We start from the raw sequence: 21,464 nt of genomic DNA, 5'->3' as shown, positions 1-21,464 counted from the left end.
CCCTAACGGCTGGGGAACCGGTGAGAGTCTCCCGCTACGTCTGGCGTTCCATCTCGGCGGCGAGTTCGCGCAGTTTCCTGATGCGCTTGTGCGTCGGCGGATGCGTCCAGGGCAGGCCGAAATAGCGCGTCGGGACGATGCAGAAGGCGTTAAAGCCGGCCATCGAGCGCATGTCCTCGTCCGGCGGCTCCGACAGTCCGTACAGCTCCCCGAGGGCCTCCGCGAGCGCGACGGGATCGCCCGTGATAGCCACGGCACCGCGATCAGCCGCGTACTCGCGGTATCGCGAGAGGATGAGCGTCCCGGGCAGGCTCACGACCAGAAGGGGGAGACTGAGGACGGCGACCACTACGGCGGCGCCGAAGTAACCGAGCAGGACCGCCATCCCGTTCAAGCTGTCGAGGGCGCTCCCGAGCGCGGCGAGCGCGACGGTCGCGGGGAAGCCCGCGACGGTCAGCACCGTCGAATCGCCGTTCTTGACGTGAGCGAGTTCGTGGGCGAGCACCGCGTCGAGTTGCTCGTCGTCGAGGGTCTTGAGCAGGCCGAGCGTCACGCAGATCACGGTCCGGTCGCCGGTGCCGGCCGACAGCGCGTTCGGCTCGTCGCTGGGAATTACGGCGACAGGCGGCCGCGGGACATCAGCCTGTGCGGCCAGCCGGTCCACGGCGTCGAACAGGTCGGGGTGGTCCGACCGGTCGATGGCGATGGCCTTCGTGGCGAGGTAGGCCAATCGGTCGGCTTCGAGAACCAGCCCGCCGAGGACGGCGAGCAAGACGCCGCAGATCACCAGCGCGACTGGAAGCGGCACCAGCAGGAACACCGGGCCGAGGAGAACGGCGTACCCGACTGCCGAGAGGGCGAGCGCGAGGACCATCCGCCGGGTGAGGCGGCTGTCGGTCTGCCACTCCATACCGGCCGTTCATGTCGGCCGAGTAATAGGCCTTCGGTCGGACGGGTGGGTGACGAACGGGCTGGCGCCGTCTGATAGTAGATCGGCCGCAATCAGGCGGTTTCCTGCTGGCCGGCGAGCTGCTGGAGCCGCTCGATGCGGCGCTCGGTCGAGGGGTGGGTGCTGAACAGTCGCGCGATGACGCCCTTGTCGAGCGGGATGATGAAGAACGCGTTCATCTCCGACTGCGAGCGCATGTCCTCTTTCGGCACCTTGTCCATGCGGTTGTCGATAGCCATGAGCGCCGAGGCGAGCGCGGCGGGCTTGCCGGTGATCGCGGCGGCGCCGCGGTCGGCCGCGTACTCGCGGTAGCGCGAGAGCGCGCGGATGAGCAGGAAGGAGACGATCCAGACCACCAGCGAGGCGACGATAGCGACCATGACCTGCGCGCCGCCGCCCTGGCGGTTGCGGCCGCCGCCGCCGAAGAGGAATCCCCACCGGAGGATGAACATCGCGATGGTCGACAGGAACGACGCGATGGTCATCACCATCACGTCGCGGTTCTTGACGTGAGCGAGCTCGTGCGCGAGGACGCCCTCTATCTCCTCCTGGTCGAGTGTCTGCAGGAGACCGGTCGTCACGGCGACGGTCGCCGTCTTCTTCGAGCGCCCGGTCGCGAAGGCGTTGGGCGTCCGCGTGTCCGCGACGGCGACCGTGGGCTTCGGCAGGTCGGCCTGCTGGGAGAGACGGCTCACCATGCCGTGCAACTCGGGATACTCGCTCTCCTCGACTTTTCGGGCGCCCATGCTCTTGAGCGCCAGTTTGTCGCTGAAGAAGTACTGGACGAACAGGAAGATACTCATGAAGACGACGATGACCAGGAACGACTCCACGAACAGCGTCAACACACCGAGGAACGCGATGTAGAGCGCCGCGAGGAGGAACATCGTGAAGAACATCCGGCCGCGGAGTCCCCAGTCGGTTTTCCACTCCATACCAGTCGATAGGGGCGGGCGGACATATCAATGACTCGCGTCGCGGCAGCGTGTCGGTCCGTCTCGGCGAGTTTCGGGATCGATCGCCGAACGATCGTCGGGCAGTCGTCGTCCGCCTCCGAAACGCTCACTATCGGACCGCGTCACGCTCCGGTCGATGGCGGCTCGAACGGTCGCGTTCGTCGGCGGCGGGGCCCTCGCCCTACTGGTCGGCCTCTCGCTCATGGGACTGGGCCTCTACGTCTCGCTGAGTTCGACCTGCGGAACGAACTACGTCGTCTCCGTCCAGCCCGCCGACGAGGTGGCGGACCCACCCGGACCGGCCGTCGAGTACGGGAACCTTACCGACCGCCAGCGGCGCGCTTTCGACGCCGGACGGACCGGTTCGGACCGATCGGTCGGTCGGAGGGAGTCGCTCGCGCGTCTCGACGGGACGGTGGTCGTCCACGAGGACGAGCGATACGTCACGGAGGTGCGCACCGCCGCGTGTCCCAAGCCGGAGACGTGGCTCTACTACGCCGGTGGGCTGCTCTCGGTGGTCGGCGTTTTCGCTACTCTGTTCGGGATCGTTCCGTACGTCTACGACTGAGCGGGTTCGCGCTCCGAGCGCTCCGGGCCTCCGGGGCATCCGGGGCCGCCGGACGGGAACGCGGGCCTTATACTGCGCAGGCCAGTACCACGGGATAATGAGTCGCTCCGGCGAGTTCTGCCCCCGTTGCGGGGACGTCATCGAAGCGGACCTCGACGCCCGCCCGGCACGGCCGGGGGCCGACGGCGTCCGCGACCCCGACAGCGTGCTCTGCGACGGCTGTTACTTCGAGGAGTTCGACCTCGTCGAGGCGCCCGACCGGATCGACGTGCGCGTCTGTTCGCAGTGCGGCGCGGTCCACCGCGGCAACCGTTGGGTCGACGTCGGCGCCCAGGACTACACCGACATCGCCGTCGAGGAGGTCTCCGAGGCGCTGGGCGTCCACCTCGACGCCACGGACGTGAGCTGGGAGGTCGCCCCCGAGCAGGTCGACGAGAACAACATCAGGATGCACTGCCAGTTCTCCGGCGTCGTCCGCGGGACGCTCGTCTCCGAGGAAGTGGTCGTCCCCGTCAAGATCGCCCGCCAGACCTGCGAGCGCTGCGGTCGGATCGCCGGCGGGTCCTACGCGGCCATCGTGCAGATCCGCGCCGAGGAGCGGACCCCCACCGAAGAAGAGCAGGAGCGCGCCCAGGAGACGGCGGAGGCGTTCGTCGCCGAGCGCGAAGCAACCGGCGACCGCAACGCGTTCGTCACCGAGGTCACCGAAGTCGACGAGGGGCTGAACATGAAGATCTCCACGAACCAGCTGGGCCAGGGGATCGCGAAGCGCATCGTCGAGCAGCAGGGCGGTACCTTCGAGGACTACGAGACGCTCGTCACCGAGGACGGCGACGGCAACGAGGTCTATCGAGTGACCTTCGCCGTGCGACTCCCCCGCTATCGCCCCGGTGAGGTCATCGACCCCGAGGACGGCGACGGCCCGGTGCTCGTCCGGAGCGTCCGCGGGAACCTCAAGGGGACCCGACTCGCGACGGGTGAGGACTACGAGGCGAGTTTCGAGGAGGGCGACGCGCCGGACGCCCGGCGGTTGGGCACTCGCGAGGACGCCCAGCGGACGACAGTCGTCGCCGTCGAGGACGAGAACGCCGTGCAGGTGCTCGACCCCGAGACGTACGAGGCCAAGACTATCTCCCGGCCGGACTACTTCGACCCCGACGCCGACGAGGTACCCGTGATCAAGAGCCGGGCCGGACTGCACGTGCTTCCCGAGCGCGACGCCGAACTCGGCGACGCCTGAATCGGTGGCCGCTCGCCGTCTTCTGACCGCCGGAGAGCAACTTTTTTCGCGGAGCGGCCGGTGAGACGACGCATGCGCGCCCCCCTCCACTCGTTCGGGACCGTCCTCCGCCGGCTCGTCGCGCTCGCGCCGGTGTTGATCGCCGTGACGACGCTGCCGATCGCGCTCCTGGCGCTGTTGAACGCCGGCGTCGTGACGGCGCTGGAGGTCGCGGTGACCGGGTGGCTCCTGCTGACGCCGGTCGCCGTGCTCCTCGCGTGGGTCGTCCTCGACCTCTCGCCGGTCGACTTACCGGGGTCGCTGGCCGACCGCGGGATCGACCTGCCGGCGGTCGCCACCAGTTCCGGATCCGGCGCGAGATCCGGGCTCGGATCGGGGTCCGCTTCCGACGCGGACGGCGACGACGCCGTCGCGGTCCTGCGCGAACGGTTCGCGCGCGGCGAGATCGACCAGGCGGCGTTCGAGCGTCGCCTCGACCAGTTGCTCGAAAGCGAAACCGCCGCGGCCGACGGCCCTCGCGACGCGCCGGGCCGCCGCGACGGGACGGACCGGCGGTCAGCGCGGACGAGCGACCGCGGGGGTACCGAGGGCCGATCGACCGTCCGCCGCGACCGCGAGCCCGAGTCGTCCTGAGCGGGCGGTGACGCGGACGGCGGCCCGGCCCCGACCGGGCCGACGTCGACTCGAAACCGTTTCGGCCGTCCGGGGCGTTCCGGGAGACAGATGGACGAGAGCGAGGAGCGACTCGCGGTCGTCGTGGACAAGCCGCGGACCGAGGCGGTGATCGCCGAACTGGAGGCGGAAGGCGTCTACGACGCCGACCGGTCGGTCCGCGAGTACGACGAGGGGAGCGTCTCGGTCCCGGTGACGGCGATTCCCGGGACGGTCGAGTACAGCGAGGTCGTCCGGCAGGTCGGCGAGCCGCGCCTGCGGGACCTGGCCGACCACCTCCGCGAGCGTGGCTGGTCCGACGACGAGATCGACCTGGCCCCCTCGTCGTGGGCGGTCCTCGGTACGGTCGTCCTGGTCGACGTAGGCGACGCGCCCCGCCCGGAGGAAGTCGGCGAGGCGCTGCTGGCCCTCCACGGCGCGGCCGACACCGTCCTCGCCCGGGGCGGGATCTCGGGCGCCCACCGCGAGCCGGACGTGACCGTCCTGGCAGGCGTGGGCGACACCGAGACGGTCCACCGCGAGCACGGCACCGTCTACGCGATGGACCTCGCCGAGGTGATGTTCTCGCCGGGGAACAAGGCCGAACGTGCGCGCATGGGCGACGTCGTGACCGAGGGCGAGCGGGTGGTCGACATGTTCGCCGGCATCGGCTACTTCACGCTGCCGATGGCCCGGGCGGGCGCCGACGTGACGGCGATCGAGCGCAACCCGGCCTCGTTCCGATACCTGCTGGAGAACGTCCAGCGCAACGGGGTCACCGACCGCGTCCAGCCGTATCGCGCGGACTGTCGGGACGTCGTGGCCCAGACCGATCCGGCGACGGACGTGACCGCCGACCGGGTCGTGATGGGCTACTACGAGGCTTCCGAGCCACGCTCGGAAGACAGTCGGAGTTCCTCCGACGCTTCCTACGAGTACCTCGACAGCGCGCTCGGGGCGCTCGAACCGGGCGGCGTCGTCCACGTGCACGAGGCGACGCCCGAGGGGCTGGTCCCGGGCCGCCCCGTGGGGCGACTGCGCGACGCGGCCGCCGAGCGCGGCCGCTCGGTCGACGTCCTCGACACCCGGCGCGTCAAGGGCTACAGCGAGGGCGTCGCGCACGTCGTCGTCGACGCCCGCGTCGAGTGACTGATACGGTACCAATTGGCACGACGCGAGCGGTCCGACGGCCGCCGCCACCACGGTAGTTTTTATCCCATGGGCGGGAAAGGTCCGAACATGGCGCGGGGGCCCTACGAACGGGTGCTGGAGACGCTCGAAGACCTGGACGCTCGACTGGCAGGGCTGGAAGTCGGTTACAACGAGACCAACGCAACGGCGGCCGAGGAGCTCGTCGCCACACTGGGGGAGTTCTTCGAGAGCGATCCGGACCACTACGTCGCGCTGTGCGAGGCGGTCGAGCGCCTCGTCGAGACCGAGGACTCGACCCACGCCGCGACGGCCAAGGAGCATGCGGACGCGCTCAGAGACCGCGTCGAGGCACAGGTCGGCGAGGACTGATCCGATCCGGGCGAGAGGGCGATCCGGTTGCCCCCGGTTTCGCCGCTTTTACCGGGCGAACCAGCAGGTACTCCCGCGATACATACGGCGTCAGCCACGGCCTCCCGATCAGTTCGATGCGGCGATCGCTGCGAGACTGTTCAGTCCGTGTCGCTCGGCTGTCGCCGCCGCTCGACCGTCGATGCTCGCCCGCGGCGAACGCTGGCTTGTTACAATGACGCGATGTGGCCAATAGGGGGGTGCAGTCTCGGTCGTGGGACGAGGCGGGTAGCCGGTGCCGGTGAGGAGATCGACCGTCGCTCGTCGAATCCGGTGTCAGAGCACCTCGTCGACGAGCCAGTCCGGCGCGGTGACCGACCGGACGAGTTCGCCCCGGCGGGGATCGAACTCGAACTTCATCTTGCTGTACGGTCGCCTCCCGCCCCCGTCGAAGAACAGGTAGAACCCGTCCTCTCCCGGGCCGAGCAGCCAGTCGTTGCCGTCGTCGAACTCCCAGGCCAGCGAACAGTCGCTGTCGATCCCGTAGATCGAACCGCTCTCGGTGTTGACGACTGTCCTGTCCGCGAACGTTCGCACGTCCCTGATGGACGTGTCGAACGCTTGCGTTCCGAGTTTCCGGCCCTCGTCGTCGAGCCAGTACAGACGTCGGTCGGTCCGCACCCGAGTCACGCCGTCGACTTTCGCGAACGACTCGACGCTGCCGTCGAGGGCGTGGCAGACGTCCCCGCAGACGAACTCCTCGGCGCCCCACGTAGCGAGGACCGAACCGGTGGCGGGGTCTACTTCGGTGAACCCGCCGTCGGTCGTCCGGGTGATCAGGCGGTCGCCGTGGCGCCAGTGTCGCTCGTGGTAGTCTCCGTCGGGAAGACCCGGTGACGACTCGACCACCCACTCGATGCGGCAGTCGCGGGTGATCTTGACGAGATTCCGTGCCGGGTCTGTCGGTTCGAAATCGGGGCGGGCGCTCCCCGCGGTGTTCGGGTCGAGTCTGACGACGATCCCCGTGTCGAATTCCGCGTACCTCCCCGCGGTATCGGGAACGTCCCAGGGGAGTCGAACCGCTCCCGAGTCGCACTCGACGAGCCCGGCGATCGAAGCGATCGTGAGGCCGTTCCAGTCGTCAGACCGCCAGGAGTCGACGATCGCACCGGTGTCCGGATTCACGTGGTAGCAATATCCCCCGACGTTCGATTCGGTGACGAGCGCGTCGTCGTCGACCGGACCGTAGCTGTTCCGGAGGTTGACAGTGGCGTGATGGAAGTTATCCACATCGGGGTGGGAGATCCCTTCGACGAACCACACGACCTCTCCCGGCGGATCGACCCTGAGTACGCTCCGCGAGGGGTCGGGGAGCTCGAAATCCGTCCGTGGTGGCGGTTCGCTCTCCGGGTCGAGAGCGACCACGACCCCGCCGTCCACCTGCTTGCTCGTCCCGATCGCACCCGGTGTTCGGAGTTCGGTCTGACCGACCCGGATCGCGTTCGGAAAGTCGAGTTCGATCCCGACCTCGTCGTAGTGTTTGCTGCGGTGGTCGTACTCCACCATCGGCGCTGTCGGTGCTGGGACACCGTGGATAACGAATCTTTCGCCGTGACGACGGCGATCTCACTGGGCGGTGGGAACGTGGCCGCCACCGCTCACAGCCAGTCGACGAACGACCCGTCCAGCAGCGTCGCTTTCTGGTTGTCGACGTAGGCCGACTGCATCCCCCAGATGGCCTCCGCGAGGGGGACGTTCTCGTCGACCGCGGCGGCGACGTGGTCGTGTTTCCAGCGGGCGGGCGTCGTCCGGCGGTCGGCGCGTTCGCGCAGGGGACGGACGTACCGCCGGGCCGCTTCGGTCGGGAGGCCCTGCGTTTCGAGGCCCTGGCGGGCCGCCTCGAAGAGTTCGCCGTAGATGCGGTCGAGGTTGGTCGTCTCCGCGCCGTCGTTGGTGATCCACGTCAGATCGGCCGCGAGGCCGTCGCGACTGGCGGCGTAGAAGTTTTCCCGAGCGGTCTCCCAGTCCATGCCCCTGACGGGGTGTTCGATGCTGGTGAGCGTGGTCAGCAGGCCGGCGAACACGGCCTGGAAGCTGACGGCGTCGCGGACCGTCGGCTGTGCGGGTAGCGGGCGGAACTCGATGCGGGCGTTGGCCGACGAGCGGGTGGCGCCGTCGAAGACCGGACGGACCCACCGCCAGTAACTGCCGTGTTTGTGGCGCAGGTGGGCGAACGCGTCGTCGAAGCGACCGCCGCCCTCGACGTCCATCGGGACGATGGTCTCGTCGTCGACGATGTCGCGGATCGCTTCCTCGACGCTCTCGAAGTCCGGCGGGAACCGCACCTTGTCCGGGGCCTCGTCGCTCGCGGGGTTGAGCACGTCCTCGAAGACGGTGATGCGGTTCTCCATCCAGGCGTCCGCGACGATCTCCTCGTCGTCGGCGTCGTCGTACAGGTCCGGGGGGAAAAAGGGCGCGTTGACGCCGAGCGCGAGCAGCGGGCCGGCGACCCGGAGGGCGTAGCGGAAGTACTCGGGGAGGTCGGGGGCGTGGGGGATCTGGTAGTGCGGTTGAATGGAGGTGATGAGGCTCTCGGGCATGACGGTATCGGCCCGCAGGGAGACGTGGGGCGCCTCGACGCGCATGCCGGTGGGGTAGTCGGTGTTGGCCATCGCGTGGTAGCGAGCGGCGTCGGACATGTTGGTCGCGATGCGGACGCCGCCCTGTTCGACGGAGTCACAGAGGTAGTCGGTCGCCGTCTCGCCGGTCGGCGGCACCGTCCACATCCCGTCGCTGACCAGCCGGATGTCGTCGCGGGCGGTCCGCTTCAGGGCGGGCGCGAGATTGGCCTTCAGCTCCGCCTCCTGGGCGGCGAGGCCGTGTTCGTTGAGCGGTTGGGGACTGGTCTGCATCTCGGCGTTGTGCAGCCCCAGTTCCTTCTCGAAGCCGATGAGACCGAGCAGCCCGCGGGGGACCCGCCGGAGCGATCCCGAGCGCGCGTCGACGGCGTACAGTTCGAGTTCGAGGCCGACGATGGCCTCGGTGTTGTCGAAGGTGCCGTCGCGCACCTCCTCGACGAGCCGTTCGGCCTCCTCGGCGGCGCGTCGGTCGAATTCTTCCGCGTCGACGGACAGCGCCTTGCGGACCCGCGCCGCGAGCTCGGAGCCGGACATACCACGTCGTTCGACCGCCACGATACTTCAAAGGCGCGGGCTTCCCAGCGCGCCGCGACCGCTCGACCCGCCGTCAGTTTCAACTCGCCGCTCCGCGAAGCGGGGGTATGGCCCGGACCCGCTCGCCCCTCGATCGCCTCCGTCGACCGGAGTACACCGGGGAGAACCGCTGTCTCCCGTGTACGATACTCAACGTCGCAATCGCCTCCGTCGGGACGACGCTGCTGGCCGCGTGGCTCACCGCCGCCGGCTACCCCACGGCCGCGCTGTGGGTCGGCACGGCTCTCCTCGCCGTCTCGCTCGCCGCAATCTGGCTGCGCGGATACCTCGTCCCCGGGACGCCGACGCTGACGAAGCGCTACCTCCCCGCGTCCGTCCTCGCGGCGTTCGGGAAGGCGCCGCCGGACTCGCCCGACGGCATCGAGGCGGGCGCGGGGCGGGACGGGCAGACCGAACGCTCGGCCGCGACGAGCGCCGAGACGGCCGACGCGACCGTCGACCCGGACGCGGCCGAGTCCCTCGACGTCGAAGCGCTCCTCGAACGCGCCGACGCCATCGAACCGTGCCGCGGGGACGACCGCTGTCTCACCGACGAGTTCGCCCGGGCCTGGCGGGAGGAGACCGACGCCGTCCGGGAGGCCGAGAACCTGTCGCCGTGGTTAGAGCAGCTCGGACTGGAGGGCGGCGACGTGGCGACGATGGATCGAGGTGGCGCGTTCGCTGTCGACGTGAACACCCGACGCGTCGGCACCTGGGCGTCGCGACCGGCCTTCGAGGCGGATCTGGCAGCAGGGTCGCTGCTGGCCGACCGCGTCGCCGAGTGGGAGTCGCTGCCTGCGCACGCGCGTGGACAGGTCTGCAACGGGCTCCGCATCTTCCTGGAGACCTGTCCTGGCTGCGGCGGTCCCGTCTCCTTCGGGACCGAGACCGTCGAGTCCTGCTGTTCCAGCCGCACCGTCGCGGCGGTCACCTGCGACGACTGCGACGCCCGCGTCTTCGAGTCGCCCGTCGACGAGGGGCAGGCGGCGGCCTGACCGACGCGAACCGTCCGGCATCCGCGCCGCTCACGCCGGCGATTCGAGCGGGTCCGGCGGATCCGCCCCGCGTTTCTCCTCCAGAAACGCTCGTTCCGCCTCCGAGAGGTCCGGCGCCTCGGAGTCGTCCTCACGCTCGCGATAGACGTCGAGACCCGTCTGGTAGGTCTCGCGCGAACGGTCGGCGGACGCGGCCCCGTCACCGTCCCCGGCGGCGCCGCCCAGCACCCGGTCGAGGACGAGTTCGGCGACGCCGGTCTCCTCGCCGGTGAACCGGAAGCCGGCGCGGTACAGCGCCTGGTAGGCGAAGGGATTGTTGACAGCGATGCGGGCGCGGTCGTAGCCGCGCTCGCGGGCGTGGTCGGCGACGAACGCGGCCAGTCGGGGGCCGATGCCGTCGCCGCGGCGGTCCTCGCGGACGGTGATGTACCGGATCCAGCAGGTCCCGGCGTCGGTGCGGTCCTCGTTGAACGCGGCGGCGGCGACGACGTCGGCTGCGGCGTCGCCGTCCGCGGTGACGGGCGGTCCCGCGGGTTCGTCCGGGTTCGCCTCGCCCTCCGCAGCGACCGCTCGTTCCGCGGGGTCGCGGACGAGCGCCTTCCCCGTGTTCGACATCACGAACTTGCCGGCGTAGCTAAACTCGCGGTAGTCGAGCGTGAGCGTCGGTCCCTCCGCGGGCCACCCCAGCAGCACGTACTCCATCGGCTGGACGTACCGAGCGTGGCCCCTTGTACGACGCGGTGGGCTCCCACTGGACGGGTGTACGCCGATCGCCGCCCGCCGCCGGCGCGAGACTCCCGCGTTGCGACCGGCATCGAACCAGTGAAGGGTCGGCGAGCCCTTGGTTCGGCCCATGACATCCGTAGCGAGGGCGGTCCGACACCGCGTCGATCCGGCGCCGTTCACGGCGCTGGTGGCACTGGGCGATCTGGTCTGCATCGCCGCGTTCGTCCTCCTCGGCGTGACGGTCGGCCACGAGAGCATCGACCCGCTGGCGCGGCCGGGCCGCGTCGCGCTCACGTTCCTGTCGTTCGCCGTCGGCTGGGCGGTCACGTCGGTCGCTGGCGGGCTCTACTCGGTCGACGCGCGCGCGTCACCGACGGCCGCGGTCGCGCGGACGATTCCGGCGTGGATCGGCGCGGCGCTGGTCGCGCAGGGACTGCGAGCGACGCCGGTCTTCCCGGGCGGTGCTGCGCTCACCTTCTTCCTCGTCTCGGTCGGTGTCGTCCTGGCGCTGCTCGTGCCGTGGCGGGTCGCGGTCGCCGTCCTCTCGGACGACTGAACGACTGCGGTGCGACGCGTCGCTGTGGGGTGTGAAAACCAACGGCGCGACGAGGGGGGTCGCCGCGCCGAAAGAGACTCCAACGCACGTCGGGGTGGGGGGTTGGAATGGGGGGTTAGTGGTGGGGGGTGGTGGGGGTCAGTGGGGTCAGCGATCAGGCTGTCCCACGATACCGGAGGGACTGTTCGCTCGCGCCGCTGCCTGTCCGTCGATCCATCGTCAACACGACTCCTCGACCGGGACGGCTTCAGTGGACTGAATCCACGCCTCGTGGTTCTCGCGGTCGTAGATGACGAACTCCTCGTCACCGATGTTGAGTTCGGCGTACCGCGGCCGCTCCTCGCCCGTTGCGTGCCGTCCGTCGCTGTCGTCCGTGGCGTTTGGCGTCATGGTGTCTCGAGCCGGCCCGCGCCGACTCGCTATCCCTCCGATCCTCACTTTCCAGCGGGATACCATAAGCGCACCTCCTCCAATATCACTTCGTATAATTGGTGGTGTGCCCTCCCTAGATCGGGGCCGTCTGGGGTTTGTGCGTGCGGACGATCGGCGGTTCGGCTTCGGGGGGTTGCCAGGTTCTTCACGGTGATAACGCGAGTCCGTCGGTCCCGAATCGCCGCTCGGTGGAGTTCGCGGTCGGCCCCTCCCGACCGCCGCGACGAGTAGACGCCCCTCGTCGATCGCCGGGCTTCTTCTCTGTGAAAAGCGCCGAAATTAGCGCGCTCGAAGGGTGCGCACGCCGGATAACGGTCAGGATAATCTCTATAAGTTACGAGAATAATCCACAGTGGGAACGAGGTAACTATGCAGGGGTGACGAGAAATGATACAGGAAGGTTTCGGGAAACACTTATGTATTACTGTCCTGTAGTTTGTGATAGATTATGACGCGATACTACGACCTCGTTCTCGGCCTCATCCCGCTCGCACTCGGTGGCATCACGGCGCTGCTCACCGTCTTCGGCTTCGCGCTCACGACCGCCGTCCCGCTCGCGTCCGTCGTCGCTGTCGGCCTCATCGGTCACGCGATGTTCGTCAACGGTCCCGTCGACGGCGCCCGCCCCGCGGCCGACGACGGCGGCTTCCAGCCCGCCGACTGATCGGCGACCGTTCTCCTCTCTGCGGTGTTTCTCTCTGTCGCTTCTCTCCGTTCTCCCGTGCCTCTCGGTGGGATTCCCCCACGCCTTTACTCGCGCTCGCCCTACCGGCGGGTATGACCGACGGCACCGCACTGTTTCTGTCGAGCGAGGACGTGACGGGACTCGCGACGCCCGCCGAGTACGTCGACGCGGTCCGCGAGGGGTACCGCCAGCGCGGCGAGGGCGCGCCCGCCCGCCCGCGAACCAGACTGCTGGGCGGCGACCCGCCGGGGATGCTCACCGGCTACACCGCGATGCTCCCGGAGACTGGCGCGATGGGCGGGTACATGTACACCGGCGGCTTCGGCTCCGGCGACGCCCACTTCGTCCTCCCGCTGTTCGACGCGGACACCGGCGCGCCGCTGGCCGTCTTCGACGGCGCGAGCCTGAACCCCTTCAAGACCGGCGCGACCGGCGCGGTCGGCGTCGACGCCCTCGCCCGCGAGGACGTGACCGACCTCACGATCGTCGGCAGCGGCGCGCAGGCCCGCGGCCAGCTCCGCGCGGCAGTCACCGTCCGCGACTTCGAGACGGTTCGCGTCTTCTCGCCCACACGCGAACACCGAGAGTCGTTCGCCGACGAGATGGACGCGGAACTCGACCCCGCCGTCCGTGCCGTCGAGTCCAGCGACGACGCGGTCGACGGGGCGGACGTGGTGATCACCGCGACGAACGCCTCCGAGCCGGTCTTCGACGGCGACGCGCTCGACGACGGCGCGCACGTGACCTGCATGGGCCAGTACGATCCGAACAAGCGCGAGGTCGACGCGGAGACCGTCGCGCGGGCGAAGTACGTCCCCGACCTCCGCGAGCGCGTCGAGCGCGACGCCGGCGCGTTCCTGCTCGCCCGCGAGGAGGGCGCCATCGGCGACGACCACGTCCACGCCGAACTGGGCGAGGTCGTCGCCGGGGTCGAATCCGGCCGAGAGGCCGTCGACGAGGTGACGCTGTTCGACAGCGGCGGCACGGCCATCGAGACGGTCGCCGCCGCACACATGTGCTACGAGCGAGCGCGCGAGGCGGGTCTCGGCCGGGAGATCGAATTCCTCCCCGCGAGCGAGGCGTTCGATTCGTAGGTCGGGAGCGATCAGGAGAGCCAGCTTGTTGAGTGGTCGCTTCTGTGGGGTTCGTTGTGGAATGAAGTCGAGTTGGAGTGACCGCAGGATACACTGGGAGTTGAAAGCCCTCGGCGGGCTCGCGGTCGCTGAGTCGGATATCCTCGCTGCGCTCGGATAGTGCCGACTCAGCCGACTACATGAACGCGAGCCCGCCTCGCCCTTTCAGTCCGCCAGGGACAGCACCGCACAGCACCGCGCCTCACACCTCCCCAACCGATTGCGGTGCTCGCTCCGCTGCGCTCCTCATCCCTCGCACGAGGCTGTCGCGAGACGAGACTCGCGACAGCGCGCGCCACCGCAGTTGTTCACACTGCGGGCTTTACTGGTCAGTTCTTTCAAGCTCGTTCGACCGAAATCAGGTTCGTGCCCCCGGATACGAGCCAGCGACTGTCTCAGTAGTCCGGCGGGACGTAGAGGTTGAGCGTCTCCAGGGGCTCGTCGCCGTCGTTTTCGATCTCGTGGGTCTCGCCGGCTTCGATCACGAGGAGGTCGCCGGCGTCGAACCGCACGTCCTCGCCGTCGACGGTCGCGCGGCCCGCTCCCGACACCACGTAGCACCACTGGTCGCTCTCGGCGTGGAGGTTGTCCGGGCCGCCAGTCGACTGGCCGGGCGAGAGCGTCATCTGGGCGGCCTGGGCGTCGTCGGTCGTCAGGCGGACGTCGAAGAATCCCTCGAAGTCGAGGCTGGTTCGTTTCATTGGCGCTCGCCCGCCGATTCGCGGGCCGGCCCCGTTAGTTCTCCGGGTCGTCGCCGGCGTACGCCGCGGGCTCGCGGCCGTCGGTGAGGAGGTCGTCGACGACGAACGCGGCGAGCTGGTCGCGCATCCGGCGGCTGGCGTGCTCGGCGCCGAGCGTCACCTGGTACATGCGGGCGCCGACGAGCGCGGTGTAGATGGCCTCTCCGGTCGCCTCGGGGTCGACCTCGCGGAAGACGCCCTCGTCGATGCCGTCGGCAACGATGTCGGCGACCGCCTCGACGTTCTTTTCGTAGTGGACCGCGAGCTTCTCCCGGAACTCCTCGTTGTGGACGGCCTGGACGCGCAGTTCGAGCAGGGCGAGCGCGAACGTTTCGCGGTCCTCCTCGCCGGGCTCGATCACGAACCGGTCGATGAACTCCTCCAGGCGCTCCAGCGGTTCCTCGGTCTCGGACTCGGCCAACCGGTCGCCGATCCAGCCGACGATGTTGTCGACGAACGCGAGCAGCAGCTCCTCTTTCGTGTCGTAGTGGTAGTGCAACAGCGAGCGGCTCTTGTCGAACTCGTCGGCGATGTCCTGCATCGTGAGGTGGGCGTACCCGTGTTTACACAGCGCGTGGTACGTCGCGCCCATGATCGCCTCGTGCGTGTCTCCCTGCACGTCCACCTCCGAAGCCATATCCACGAGTTATCCGGCCCGGCCAAAAATCTTCCGCGCGAACGGACTCCCGGCGATCCGGTGGGCCGACCTCTGGCGACTAACAGGAGAGTCAGTCTTATGTGTGATAGACCGATACGGTGTGGCATGCCACCGGGTGGACCCGACGACGACGAGTTCGAGGAGTTGCGCGCCGAGGAGTCGAACGCGATGGTCCGGCTGTTCGGCGAGTACGGCCGCGGCCAGCGCGCGCGCTTCGCCGTCGGCGGGCTGGCGAGCGTCTTCTCGACGCTGATGGAGCTCGTCCCGGCGTTCCTGCTCGGGGTCGCCATCGACTCGTTCTTCGGGTCGAACCTCGGGCGGATGCGGCTCCCGTTCGTCCCCGACGCGTGGATCCCGACGAGCGCGCTCGACCAGTTCCTCCTGTTGATCGGGCTGCTCGGGGCCTCGCACGTCCTCGGCGCGGCGCTGGGGTGGGTCAACTCCTGGGCGTGGAACGGCTTCTCCCAGCACTTCCAGCACGAGATGCGCGTCGACGCCTACGACGCGATGCAGCGCCGGGAACTCTCCTTTTTCGACGACAAGCAGACCGGCGAAGTGATGTCGATCCTCAACAACGACGTCAACCAGCTGGAGGGCTTTCTCACCAACAGCCTCAACCAGGGCATCGGCATCGTCTTCCGCGTCGGCGGGATGGGCGCCGCGATGTTGCTGTTGAACTGGCGGCTCGGCATCGTCCCGACCATCATCATCCCGGCGCTGGGGTACGCCAGCCTCGTCTTCGTCAGGCGCATCCACCCGAAGTACCAGGAGGTCCGCTCGTCGGTCGGACAGCTCAACTCCCAGTTGGAGAACAACCTCGGCGGCATCGAGGTCGTCAAGTCCTACACCACCGAGCGCTTCGAGACCGGCCGGGTGGCGGAGTCCTCACAGGAGTACCTCGACGCCCAGTGGGACGCCATCACGACGCGGATCGCCTTCTGGCCGACGCTCCGGCTGGTGACCGCCGCCGGCTACACCGCGACGTTCCTCGTCGGCGGCTACTGGGTGATGGCCAACAACGGTCTCGTCGCCGAGCCGCTGCCCTTCTTCAACGGTCCGCTGACGGCCGGCCTCCTCGTGACCTTCCTCTCCTACTCCCGCCGGTTCGTCTACCCGATGCGCCAGTTCGGCCAGATCATCAACGACTACCAGTACGCCGAGGCCGCCGGCGAGCGCATCGTCGGTCTGCTGGACACTCCCTCGGGGATCACCGACCGGTCGGACGCGATCGAACTCGACGACCTGGAGGGCGCAGTCGAGTACGACGACGTCCACTTCGCCTACGACACCGACGACGGCGAGGAGCAGGTGCTCGACGGCGTCTCCTTCGACGTCGAGCCCGGCGAGATGGTCGGCCTCGTCGGCCCGACGGGCGCGGGCAAGACGACGCTGATGAAGCTCCTCCTGCGCCTCTACGAGGTGGACGACGGTGCGGTTCGGGTCGACGGCCACGACGTCCGGGACGTGACCCTCCACAGCCTCCGCCAGTCGATCGGCTACGTCAGCCAGGAGCCGTACCTGTTCTACGGCACAGTCAGGGAGAACATCGCCTACGGTATCCCCGACGCCGACGACGCGGACGTCGAGGAGGCGGCGAAAGTCGCCGGCGCCCACGAGTTCATCGCCGACCTGAAGGACGGCTACGACACGAAGGTCGGCGAGCGCGGCGTGAAGCTCTCGGGCGGCCAGCGCCAGCGCGTCTCCATCGCCCGGGCGGTCCTGAAGGACCCCGACATCCTCGTCCTCGACGAGGCGACCAGCCACGTCGACAACGAGACCGAGGCCGTCATTCAAAACAGTCTCGACGACCTCATCGAGGACCGCACCGCCTTCGCCATTGCCCATCGCCTCTCCACGGTGCGCCACGCCGACACCATCCTCGTCATGGACGACGGCGAACTCGTCGAGCAGGGGACGCACGACGAACTCCTCGCCGAAGACGGCCTCTACGCCACGCTCTGGCAGGTGCAGGTCGGCGAGATCGACGCGCTCCCACAGGAGTTCCTCGACCGCGCCACGGGCGGGCAGGCACAGCCCGGCGATCTGGACTGAGGAAGGGCCGGGCCGGCGTACGCGCCACGAATCAGGTCAGCACCGAGACGACCCCGACCGCGAGGAGGGCGTCGACGCCGAGTCCGACCAGGAAGAAGCCGACCGCGTACTGCCCGGGGAGCGCCCCGAGACCGGCCCGGAGGCTGTTCGGATCGTCGGGAACGAACCCCGCGTCGACGCCCGCCGCGGCCGTCTCCATCTCCATATCCGTTCCCCGCAGGACGAGGAACGATCCGGCCATCGCCGGAACCAGGAGTATCATCGTGAGCAACTGCAGCGGGAACTCGGCCCACGCCGCGACGCCGAACAGGAGGGCGACGGTCGCGCCGGCCGCGACGACCGTGTACCGGAGGACGTACCGTGAGACCTCGCGGAGCGACATACTGTTGCGTTTACATTAGTTCCTGATAACGATTGGGGGCCGCTCCGTTACTCGCCCCCCCATCCCCCGAGCTGGACTAACACGAGAGTCAGTTATTTAAGTGGGCGGTCGGTACGCGACGCCATGTCATGGGGTTTCTCAGGTGGCAACGACGACGCGGACGCGTTCGAGGACCTCCGAGAGGGGGCCGAGCGCCCGATGTGGCGGCTATTCAGCGACTACGGGCGCGGGTACAAGGCGGAGTTCGCGCTCGGCGCGGTCGCCAGCGTCGTCGCGCGCTTCCTCGAACTGGTGCCGGCGCTCGTTCTCGGGGTCGCCATCGACTCGCTGTTCGTCGGCGACCAGCAGTTCACGCTCCCGCTGATCCCCCAGCGGGTCGTTCCCGTCGGTCAGGAGGCGCAGTTCTGGTTCGCGGTCGGCGTCGTCGCCGTGGTGTACGTCCTCACCGCCGGCCTCAACTGGGTGAACTCCTGGGCGTGGAACCGCTTCGCCCAGCGCCTCCAGCACGAGGTCCGCGTCGACACCTACGACGTGGTCCAGCGCCTGGACATGCGCTTTTTCGACTCGAAGCAGACCGGCGAGATCATGTCCATCCTCAACAACGACGTGAACCAGCTGGAGAGCTTCCTCACGAACGACCTCAACGCGGGCATCCGTATCGGCGTGCTCGTCCTCGGGACCGGCGCAGTGATGGTCTGGCTCAACGCGCAACTGGCCGCCGTCGCCCTCCTGTCGATCCCCGTCCTCGCCGTCGCGAGTTACGTCTTCGTCCAGCGGATCGGCCCGAAGTACGGCCGCGTCCGGAGTTCGGTCGGCGCGCTCAATTCGCGCCTGGAGAACAACATCGGCGGCATCGAGGTCGTCAAGTCCTACGGCCGGGAGTCCTTCGAGCGCGACCGCGTCGAGTCAGCGTCGGAGGACTACCTCGACGCCAACTGGGACGCCATCACGACGCGGATCAAGTTCTTCCCGTCGCTCAGGGTGATCACCGGCTTCGGCTACATGTTCACCTTCCTCGTCGGCGGCTACTGGCTCCTGTTCGGCCCGCCACAGGTCGCCGTCGGCGGGACGACCGTCGGCTTCGCCGGCGGGATGACGCTCGGGACGCTCACACCGATGCTGCTGTACTCCCGGCGGTTCCTCTGGCCGATGCGCCAGTTCGGCAACGTCGTCAACAACTACCGCTACGCCTTCGCCGCCGCCGAGCGCGTCGTCGGCCTGATGGACGATCCCCAGCGCATCCGCGAGTCCGACGACGCCCACGACCTCGACGGCGTCGAGGGCCTCGTCGAGTACGAGGACGTCGGCTTCTGCTACCCGGAGGCCGACGAGGACTCCATCGAGGACGTGAGCTTCACCGCCGAGCCCGGGGACTTCGTGGGCCTCGTCGGCCCGACGGGCGCGGGTAAGACGACGCTGCTCAAGCTCCTGATGCGTCTGTACGACCCTCAGGAGGGAGTCATCCGCGTCGACGGGACGGACGTGCGTGACCTGTCGCTGTCGAGCCTGCGCGGCCACGTCGGCTACGTCAGCCAGGAGCCGTACCTGTTCCACGGGACCGTCGAGGAGAACGTCGCCTACGGGCTCGAAGCGAGCGACGACGAGATCCGGGAGGCCCTGCGGCTTGCCGGCGCGATGGAGTTCGTCGCCGACCTGCCCGAGGGCATCGAGACGACGGTCGGCGAGCGCGGCGTGAAGCTTTCAGGGGGACAGCGCCAGCGCATCGCCATCGCTCGCGCCATCCTCGAAGACCCGGAGATCCTCGTCCTCGACGAGGCGACCAGCCACGTCGACAACGAGACCGAGGTGCTGATCCAGCGCTCGCTGGAGGCGTTGACCGCCGAGCGGACCACCTTCGCCATCGCTCACCGGCTCTCGACGATCCGCGATGCCGACGCGATCCTCGTCATGGACGACGGCCGCGTCGTCGAGCAGGGCACCCACGAGGAACTGCTGGCGAACGACGGGCTCTACGCGAACCTCTGGAGCGTCCAGGTCGGCGAGGTCGACGCCCTGCCCGAGGAGTTCGTCGAGCGCACCGCCGAGCGCGAGCGGGCCGGACTGGACGACTGATCGACCGTCCAGCGCCGGCGGCCGCCGCCGCGGCGGTGCGCGGTCTCAGAGGTCGACGCGACCGCTTTCGCGGTCGTCACTGCGCTCTCGCTCCGCTTCGGCGACGCCCTCGACCAGGTCGACGCCGGAGAAGACGACCGTCGCGCCGACTCGCTCCCGCTCCTCGGGTTCGCCGCGCTTCGAGCCGCCGTCCGCCGTGCGACGACCCGGATCGCCGTCGATCATCGCGACGTCCCAGCCGTGTGCGCGGGCGATGGCATCGACGATGGCGAGGCCGAGGCCGGTGCCGTCCTCGGCAGTGCTGTATGCGTACTCGAACACCCGGTCGCGCTCGTCGGGCAGGACGCCGGGGCCGTCGTCGGCGACGAAGAAGCCGTCCGCCGTCCGGCCGACGGTGACGGTCACCGACGGGCCGCCGTGCTCTACCGCGTTCCGGTAGAGGTTCTCGAAGACCGACTGGAGGCGCGTCGCGTCGGCATAGACCCGCGTCTCGACTCCGGGATCGATCTCCAGGGTGGCGTCGCCCGTCTCGGTCGTCTCCCAGGCGTCGCGGGCGACGACGGCGAGGTCGACCCGCTCGCGCTCCTCGATCGTCTCCCCCTCGCGTGCCAGCGTGAGCGTGTCCTGGATGATCTGGTCCATCCGTTCGAGCGCCTCGCTCGCCTTCGTCAGGTGCTCGTCGTCGTCCGCCTCTCTCGCGATCTGGACCCGCCCGTGGGCGACGTTGAGCGGGTTCCGGAGATCGTGGGAGAGCGTGCTCGCGAACTGCTCCAGTTGCGTGGTCTGCTGTTCGAGGTCGCGGACGTGCTGGCGGCGCTCGGTCACGTCCCGGAGGACGAGGGTGTGCCCCTCGACGGCGCCCCGGATCGTCAGCGGGGATGCGGTGACGTCGAACTCGCGGACGCTCTCGGCGTCGAACCAGGTGAAAGACGACGCGAACGGTCCGGGCCCCACCCGGTCGCCGGCGCCGCCCGTGACCTGACTGGTCGTGCCCGCTCCGTCGGTCGCGCCAGCATCGTCGGTACCCCCGTCTGCCACGCTTCCGCCGTCACCGCGCCGGTCGCCCTCGGTCGCGACGAGTCTCGGGATCACCGCGTCGATGGGCGCGCCCTCGTGGCCGACGAGCGCCGGGAAGCTCTCGGCGGCGCTCCGGTTGTAGTCGAGCAGGCGCCGGTCGCTGTCGACGACGACGACGGCGTCGTCGAGGATCTCCAGGACCGTCTCGCGGGCCAGCGGCGCGAGGTCGAACAGCTGGTGGCGGAAGACCGCCCACGAGGCCAGCGCGAGCGACCAGGTCGACCCGACGACCAGCGCCCCGTCCAGCGGGCCCGGGAGGACGCCGAAGAACCAGGTGTTGAGAACGACGAACGACGAGAGGTAGCCGACGAACAGCGCGGCCGTCTGGGTGCGCCGGACGCCCGAGCCGAAGAGGAGGTACGCGCCGAGCAGCCCGAGAACGCCGTAGTAGACGAGCGTCTGCGGCAGGAAGAACACGAACGCGACCGTGGCCGGTTCGGCCGTGACGTGGGGGAACGGCGCGGCGGTGACCTCGTAGCCGCTCCAGACGAGGCGGTGGTACGGGTTGGTGACCTGCAGGGCGGCGTAGACGACGTAGACGCCGCCGACCGCGGCGAACGCGGCCCGCGACAGTCGCCGGAGGTTCCCCGTGTACGCGAGGGCGAACAGGAACCACGCGAGCGGGACGAGCGTCGCCGTCGCGCTGTGGGCGCCGAAGAGAGCGACCGATAGCTCGCGCGACGTGGCTAGCAGTTCTCCCAGCACGAACACTCCCGTCAGCGCGTACAGCGCCGCGACCCAGGCGAACAGCCGCCCCGGGGCGTTTCCGTCGTCGTCGTCGTCCCACAGCCAGACCGCGACCGCCGCGGCGACGACCGTCGAGACGGCGACGAGCCAGAGGTAGACGCTCTCAGAAACCACGATATCCCATAAACAGTT

21 protein-coding genes are annotated in these 21,464 nt (G+C 69.0%); 11 read left to right on the top strand and 10 right to left on the bottom strand.

The features are described 5' to 3' along the window. Positions 1–34: 34 nt before the first annotated feature. Positions 35–910: a M48 family metalloprotease gene (locus ACMGFH_RS14330; protein ID WP_415379124.1), complete on the bottom strand. Its 876-nt coding sequence runs from the start codon at positions 908–910 to the stop codon at positions 35–37. A gap of 92 nt (positions 911–1,002) precedes the next feature. Further along, positions 1,003–1,884, bottom strand: coding sequence for a zinc metalloprotease HtpX (htpX, locus tag ACMGFH_RS14325; RefSeq protein WP_415379123.1), 882 nt, complete (start codon positions 1,882–1,884; stop codon positions 1,003–1,005). A gap of 157 nt (positions 1,885–2,041) precedes the next feature. On the opposite strand from htpX, the gene ACMGFH_RS14320 reads away from it, so the two are divergent. From ACMGFH_RS14320 to ACMGFH_RS14300, 5 genes are all read left to right on the top strand, one after another. Then, complete coding sequence (locus ACMGFH_RS14320) at positions 2,042–2,473, top strand: hypothetical protein (RefSeq protein ID WP_415379122.1); 432 nt, start codon at positions 2,042–2,044, stop codon at positions 2,471–2,473. A gap of 97 nt (positions 2,474–2,570) precedes the next feature. Next, positions 2,571–3,713 (top strand): 60S ribosomal export protein NMD3, encoded by a 1,143-nt coding sequence (locus ACMGFH_RS14315; protein WP_415379121.1) that lies wholly within the window; start codon positions 2,571–2,573, stop codon positions 3,711–3,713. A gap of 72 nt (positions 3,714–3,785) precedes the next feature. Next, positions 3,786–4,346, top strand: a complete 561-nt coding sequence (locus ACMGFH_RS14310; RefSeq protein WP_415379120.1) for an SHOCT domain-containing protein — start codon at positions 3,786–3,788, stop codon at positions 4,344–4,346. Between the two features lie 90 nt (positions 4,347–4,436). Next, complete coding sequence (locus ACMGFH_RS14305; protein WP_415379119.1) at positions 4,437–5,513, top strand: class I SAM-dependent methyltransferase; 1,077 nt, start codon at positions 4,437–4,439, stop codon at positions 5,511–5,513. A gap of 90 nt (positions 5,514–5,603) precedes the next feature. Next, positions 5,604–5,885, top strand: a complete 282-nt coding sequence (locus ACMGFH_RS14300; protein WP_415379118.1) for a hypothetical protein — start codon at positions 5,604–5,606, stop codon at positions 5,883–5,885. Between the two features lie 315 nt (positions 5,886–6,200). Here the strand turns inward: ACMGFH_RS14300 and ACMGFH_RS14295 are convergent, their stop codons facing one another. Together ACMGFH_RS14295 and ACMGFH_RS14290 are read right to left on the bottom strand one after the other, a co-directional pair. Further along, the gene (locus ACMGFH_RS14295) at positions 6,201–7,430 is read right to left on the bottom strand and encodes a hypothetical protein (RefSeq protein WP_415379117.1); all 1,230 of its coding nucleotides are present in this window, start codon (positions 7,428–7,430) and stop codon (positions 6,201–6,203) included. A 92-nt stretch (positions 7,431–7,522) separates the two neighbouring features. Further along, on the bottom strand, positions 7,523–9,037 hold the full coding sequence (locus ACMGFH_RS14290) for a hypothetical protein (RefSeq protein WP_415379116.1): 1,515 nt from the start codon (positions 9,035–9,037) through the stop codon (positions 7,523–7,525). Between the two features lie 107 nt (positions 9,038–9,144). Here ACMGFH_RS14290 and ACMGFH_RS14285 point away from each other — a divergent pair, with 107 nt between their 5' ends. Continuing rightward, positions 9,145–10,071 (top strand): hypothetical protein, encoded by a 927-nt coding sequence (locus tag ACMGFH_RS14285; RefSeq protein WP_415379115.1) that lies wholly within the window; start codon positions 9,145–9,147, stop codon positions 10,069–10,071. A 30-nt stretch (positions 10,072–10,101) separates the two neighbouring features. Here ACMGFH_RS14285 and ACMGFH_RS14280 read toward each other — a convergent pair whose 3' ends face one another. Next, the gene (locus ACMGFH_RS14280) at positions 10,102–10,773 is read right to left on the bottom strand and encodes a GNAT family N-acetyltransferase (protein WP_415379114.1); all 672 of its coding nucleotides are present in this window, start codon (positions 10,771–10,773) and stop codon (positions 10,102–10,104) included. A 151-nt stretch (positions 10,774–10,924) separates the two neighbouring features. Between ACMGFH_RS14280 and ACMGFH_RS14275 the strand changes: the two genes are divergently transcribed. After that, the gene (locus ACMGFH_RS14275; RefSeq protein ID WP_415379113.1) at positions 10,925–11,353 is read left to right on the top strand and encodes a DUF3054 domain-containing protein; all 429 of its coding nucleotides are present in this window, start codon (positions 10,925–10,927) and stop codon (positions 11,351–11,353) included. Between the two features lie 219 nt (positions 11,354–11,572). Here the strand turns inward: ACMGFH_RS14275 and ACMGFH_RS14270 are convergent, their stop codons facing one another. Beyond that, on the bottom strand, positions 11,573–11,743 hold the full coding sequence (locus ACMGFH_RS14270; RefSeq protein ID WP_274322374.1) for a hypothetical protein: 171 nt from the start codon (positions 11,741–11,743) through the stop codon (positions 11,573–11,575). A 490-nt stretch (positions 11,744–12,233) separates the two neighbouring features. Between ACMGFH_RS14270 and ACMGFH_RS14265 the strand changes: the two genes are divergently transcribed. After that, positions 12,234–12,449: a hypothetical protein gene (locus ACMGFH_RS14265; protein ID WP_415379112.1), complete on the top strand. Its 216-nt coding sequence runs from the start codon at positions 12,234–12,236 to the stop codon at positions 12,447–12,449. 113 nt (positions 12,450–12,562) lie between these two features. After that, positions 12,563–13,564, top strand: a complete 1,002-nt coding sequence (locus tag ACMGFH_RS14260; protein WP_415379111.1) for an ornithine cyclodeaminase family protein — start codon at positions 12,563–12,565, stop codon at positions 13,562–13,564. Positions 13,565–13,998: 434 nt separating this feature from the next. Here the strand turns inward: ACMGFH_RS14260 and ACMGFH_RS14255 are convergent, their stop codons facing one another. After that, positions 13,999–14,304 carry a cupin domain-containing protein gene (locus ACMGFH_RS14255; protein ID WP_415379110.1) on the bottom strand — a complete coding sequence of 102 codons (306 nt, stop codon included), beginning with the start codon at positions 14,302–14,304 and terminating at the stop codon, positions 13,999–14,001. Between the two features lie 34 nt (positions 14,305–14,338). Beyond that, positions 14,339–14,980, bottom strand: a complete 642-nt coding sequence (locus ACMGFH_RS14250; RefSeq protein ID WP_415379109.1) for a TetR/AcrR family transcriptional regulator — start codon at positions 14,978–14,980, stop codon at positions 14,339–14,341. A gap of 126 nt (positions 14,981–15,106) precedes the next feature. On the opposite strand from ACMGFH_RS14250, the gene ACMGFH_RS14245 reads away from it, so the two are divergent. After that, positions 15,107–17,053 (top strand): ABC transporter ATP-binding protein, encoded by a 1,947-nt coding sequence (locus ACMGFH_RS14245; RefSeq protein ID WP_415379108.1) that lies wholly within the window; start codon positions 15,107–15,109, stop codon positions 17,051–17,053. Between the two features lie 31 nt (positions 17,054–17,084). Here the strand turns inward: ACMGFH_RS14245 and ACMGFH_RS14240 are convergent, their stop codons facing one another. Further along, on the bottom strand, positions 17,085–17,435 hold the full coding sequence (locus ACMGFH_RS14240; RefSeq protein ID WP_415379107.1) for a hypothetical protein: 351 nt from the start codon (positions 17,433–17,435) through the stop codon (positions 17,085–17,087). Between the two features lie 123 nt (positions 17,436–17,558). Here ACMGFH_RS14240 and ACMGFH_RS14235 point away from each other — a divergent pair, with 123 nt between their 5' ends. Further along, positions 17,559–19,508, top strand: a complete 1,950-nt coding sequence (locus ACMGFH_RS14235) for an ABC transporter ATP-binding protein (RefSeq protein ID WP_415379106.1) — start codon at positions 17,559–17,561, stop codon at positions 19,506–19,508. Positions 19,509–19,553: 45 nt separating this feature from the next. On the opposite strand, the gene ACMGFH_RS14230 is transcribed toward ACMGFH_RS14235, so the two are convergent. Next, a complete protein-coding gene (locus ACMGFH_RS14230; RefSeq protein ID WP_415379105.1) occupies positions 19,554–21,446 on the bottom strand; it encodes a histidine kinase N-terminal 7TM domain-containing protein in 1,893 nt (630 codons plus the stop codon). Positions 21,447–21,464 lie beyond the last annotated feature (18 nt).

This window comes from Halosimplex rarum, assembly GCF_047715405.1.
Classification (GTDB): domain Archaea; phylum Halobacteriota; class Halobacteria; order Halobacteriales; family Haloarculaceae; genus Halosimplex; species Halosimplex rarum.
The sequence above is the reverse complement of the archived record's forward strand: the minus strand, read 5'-3'. Positions and strand labels throughout refer to the sequence as shown.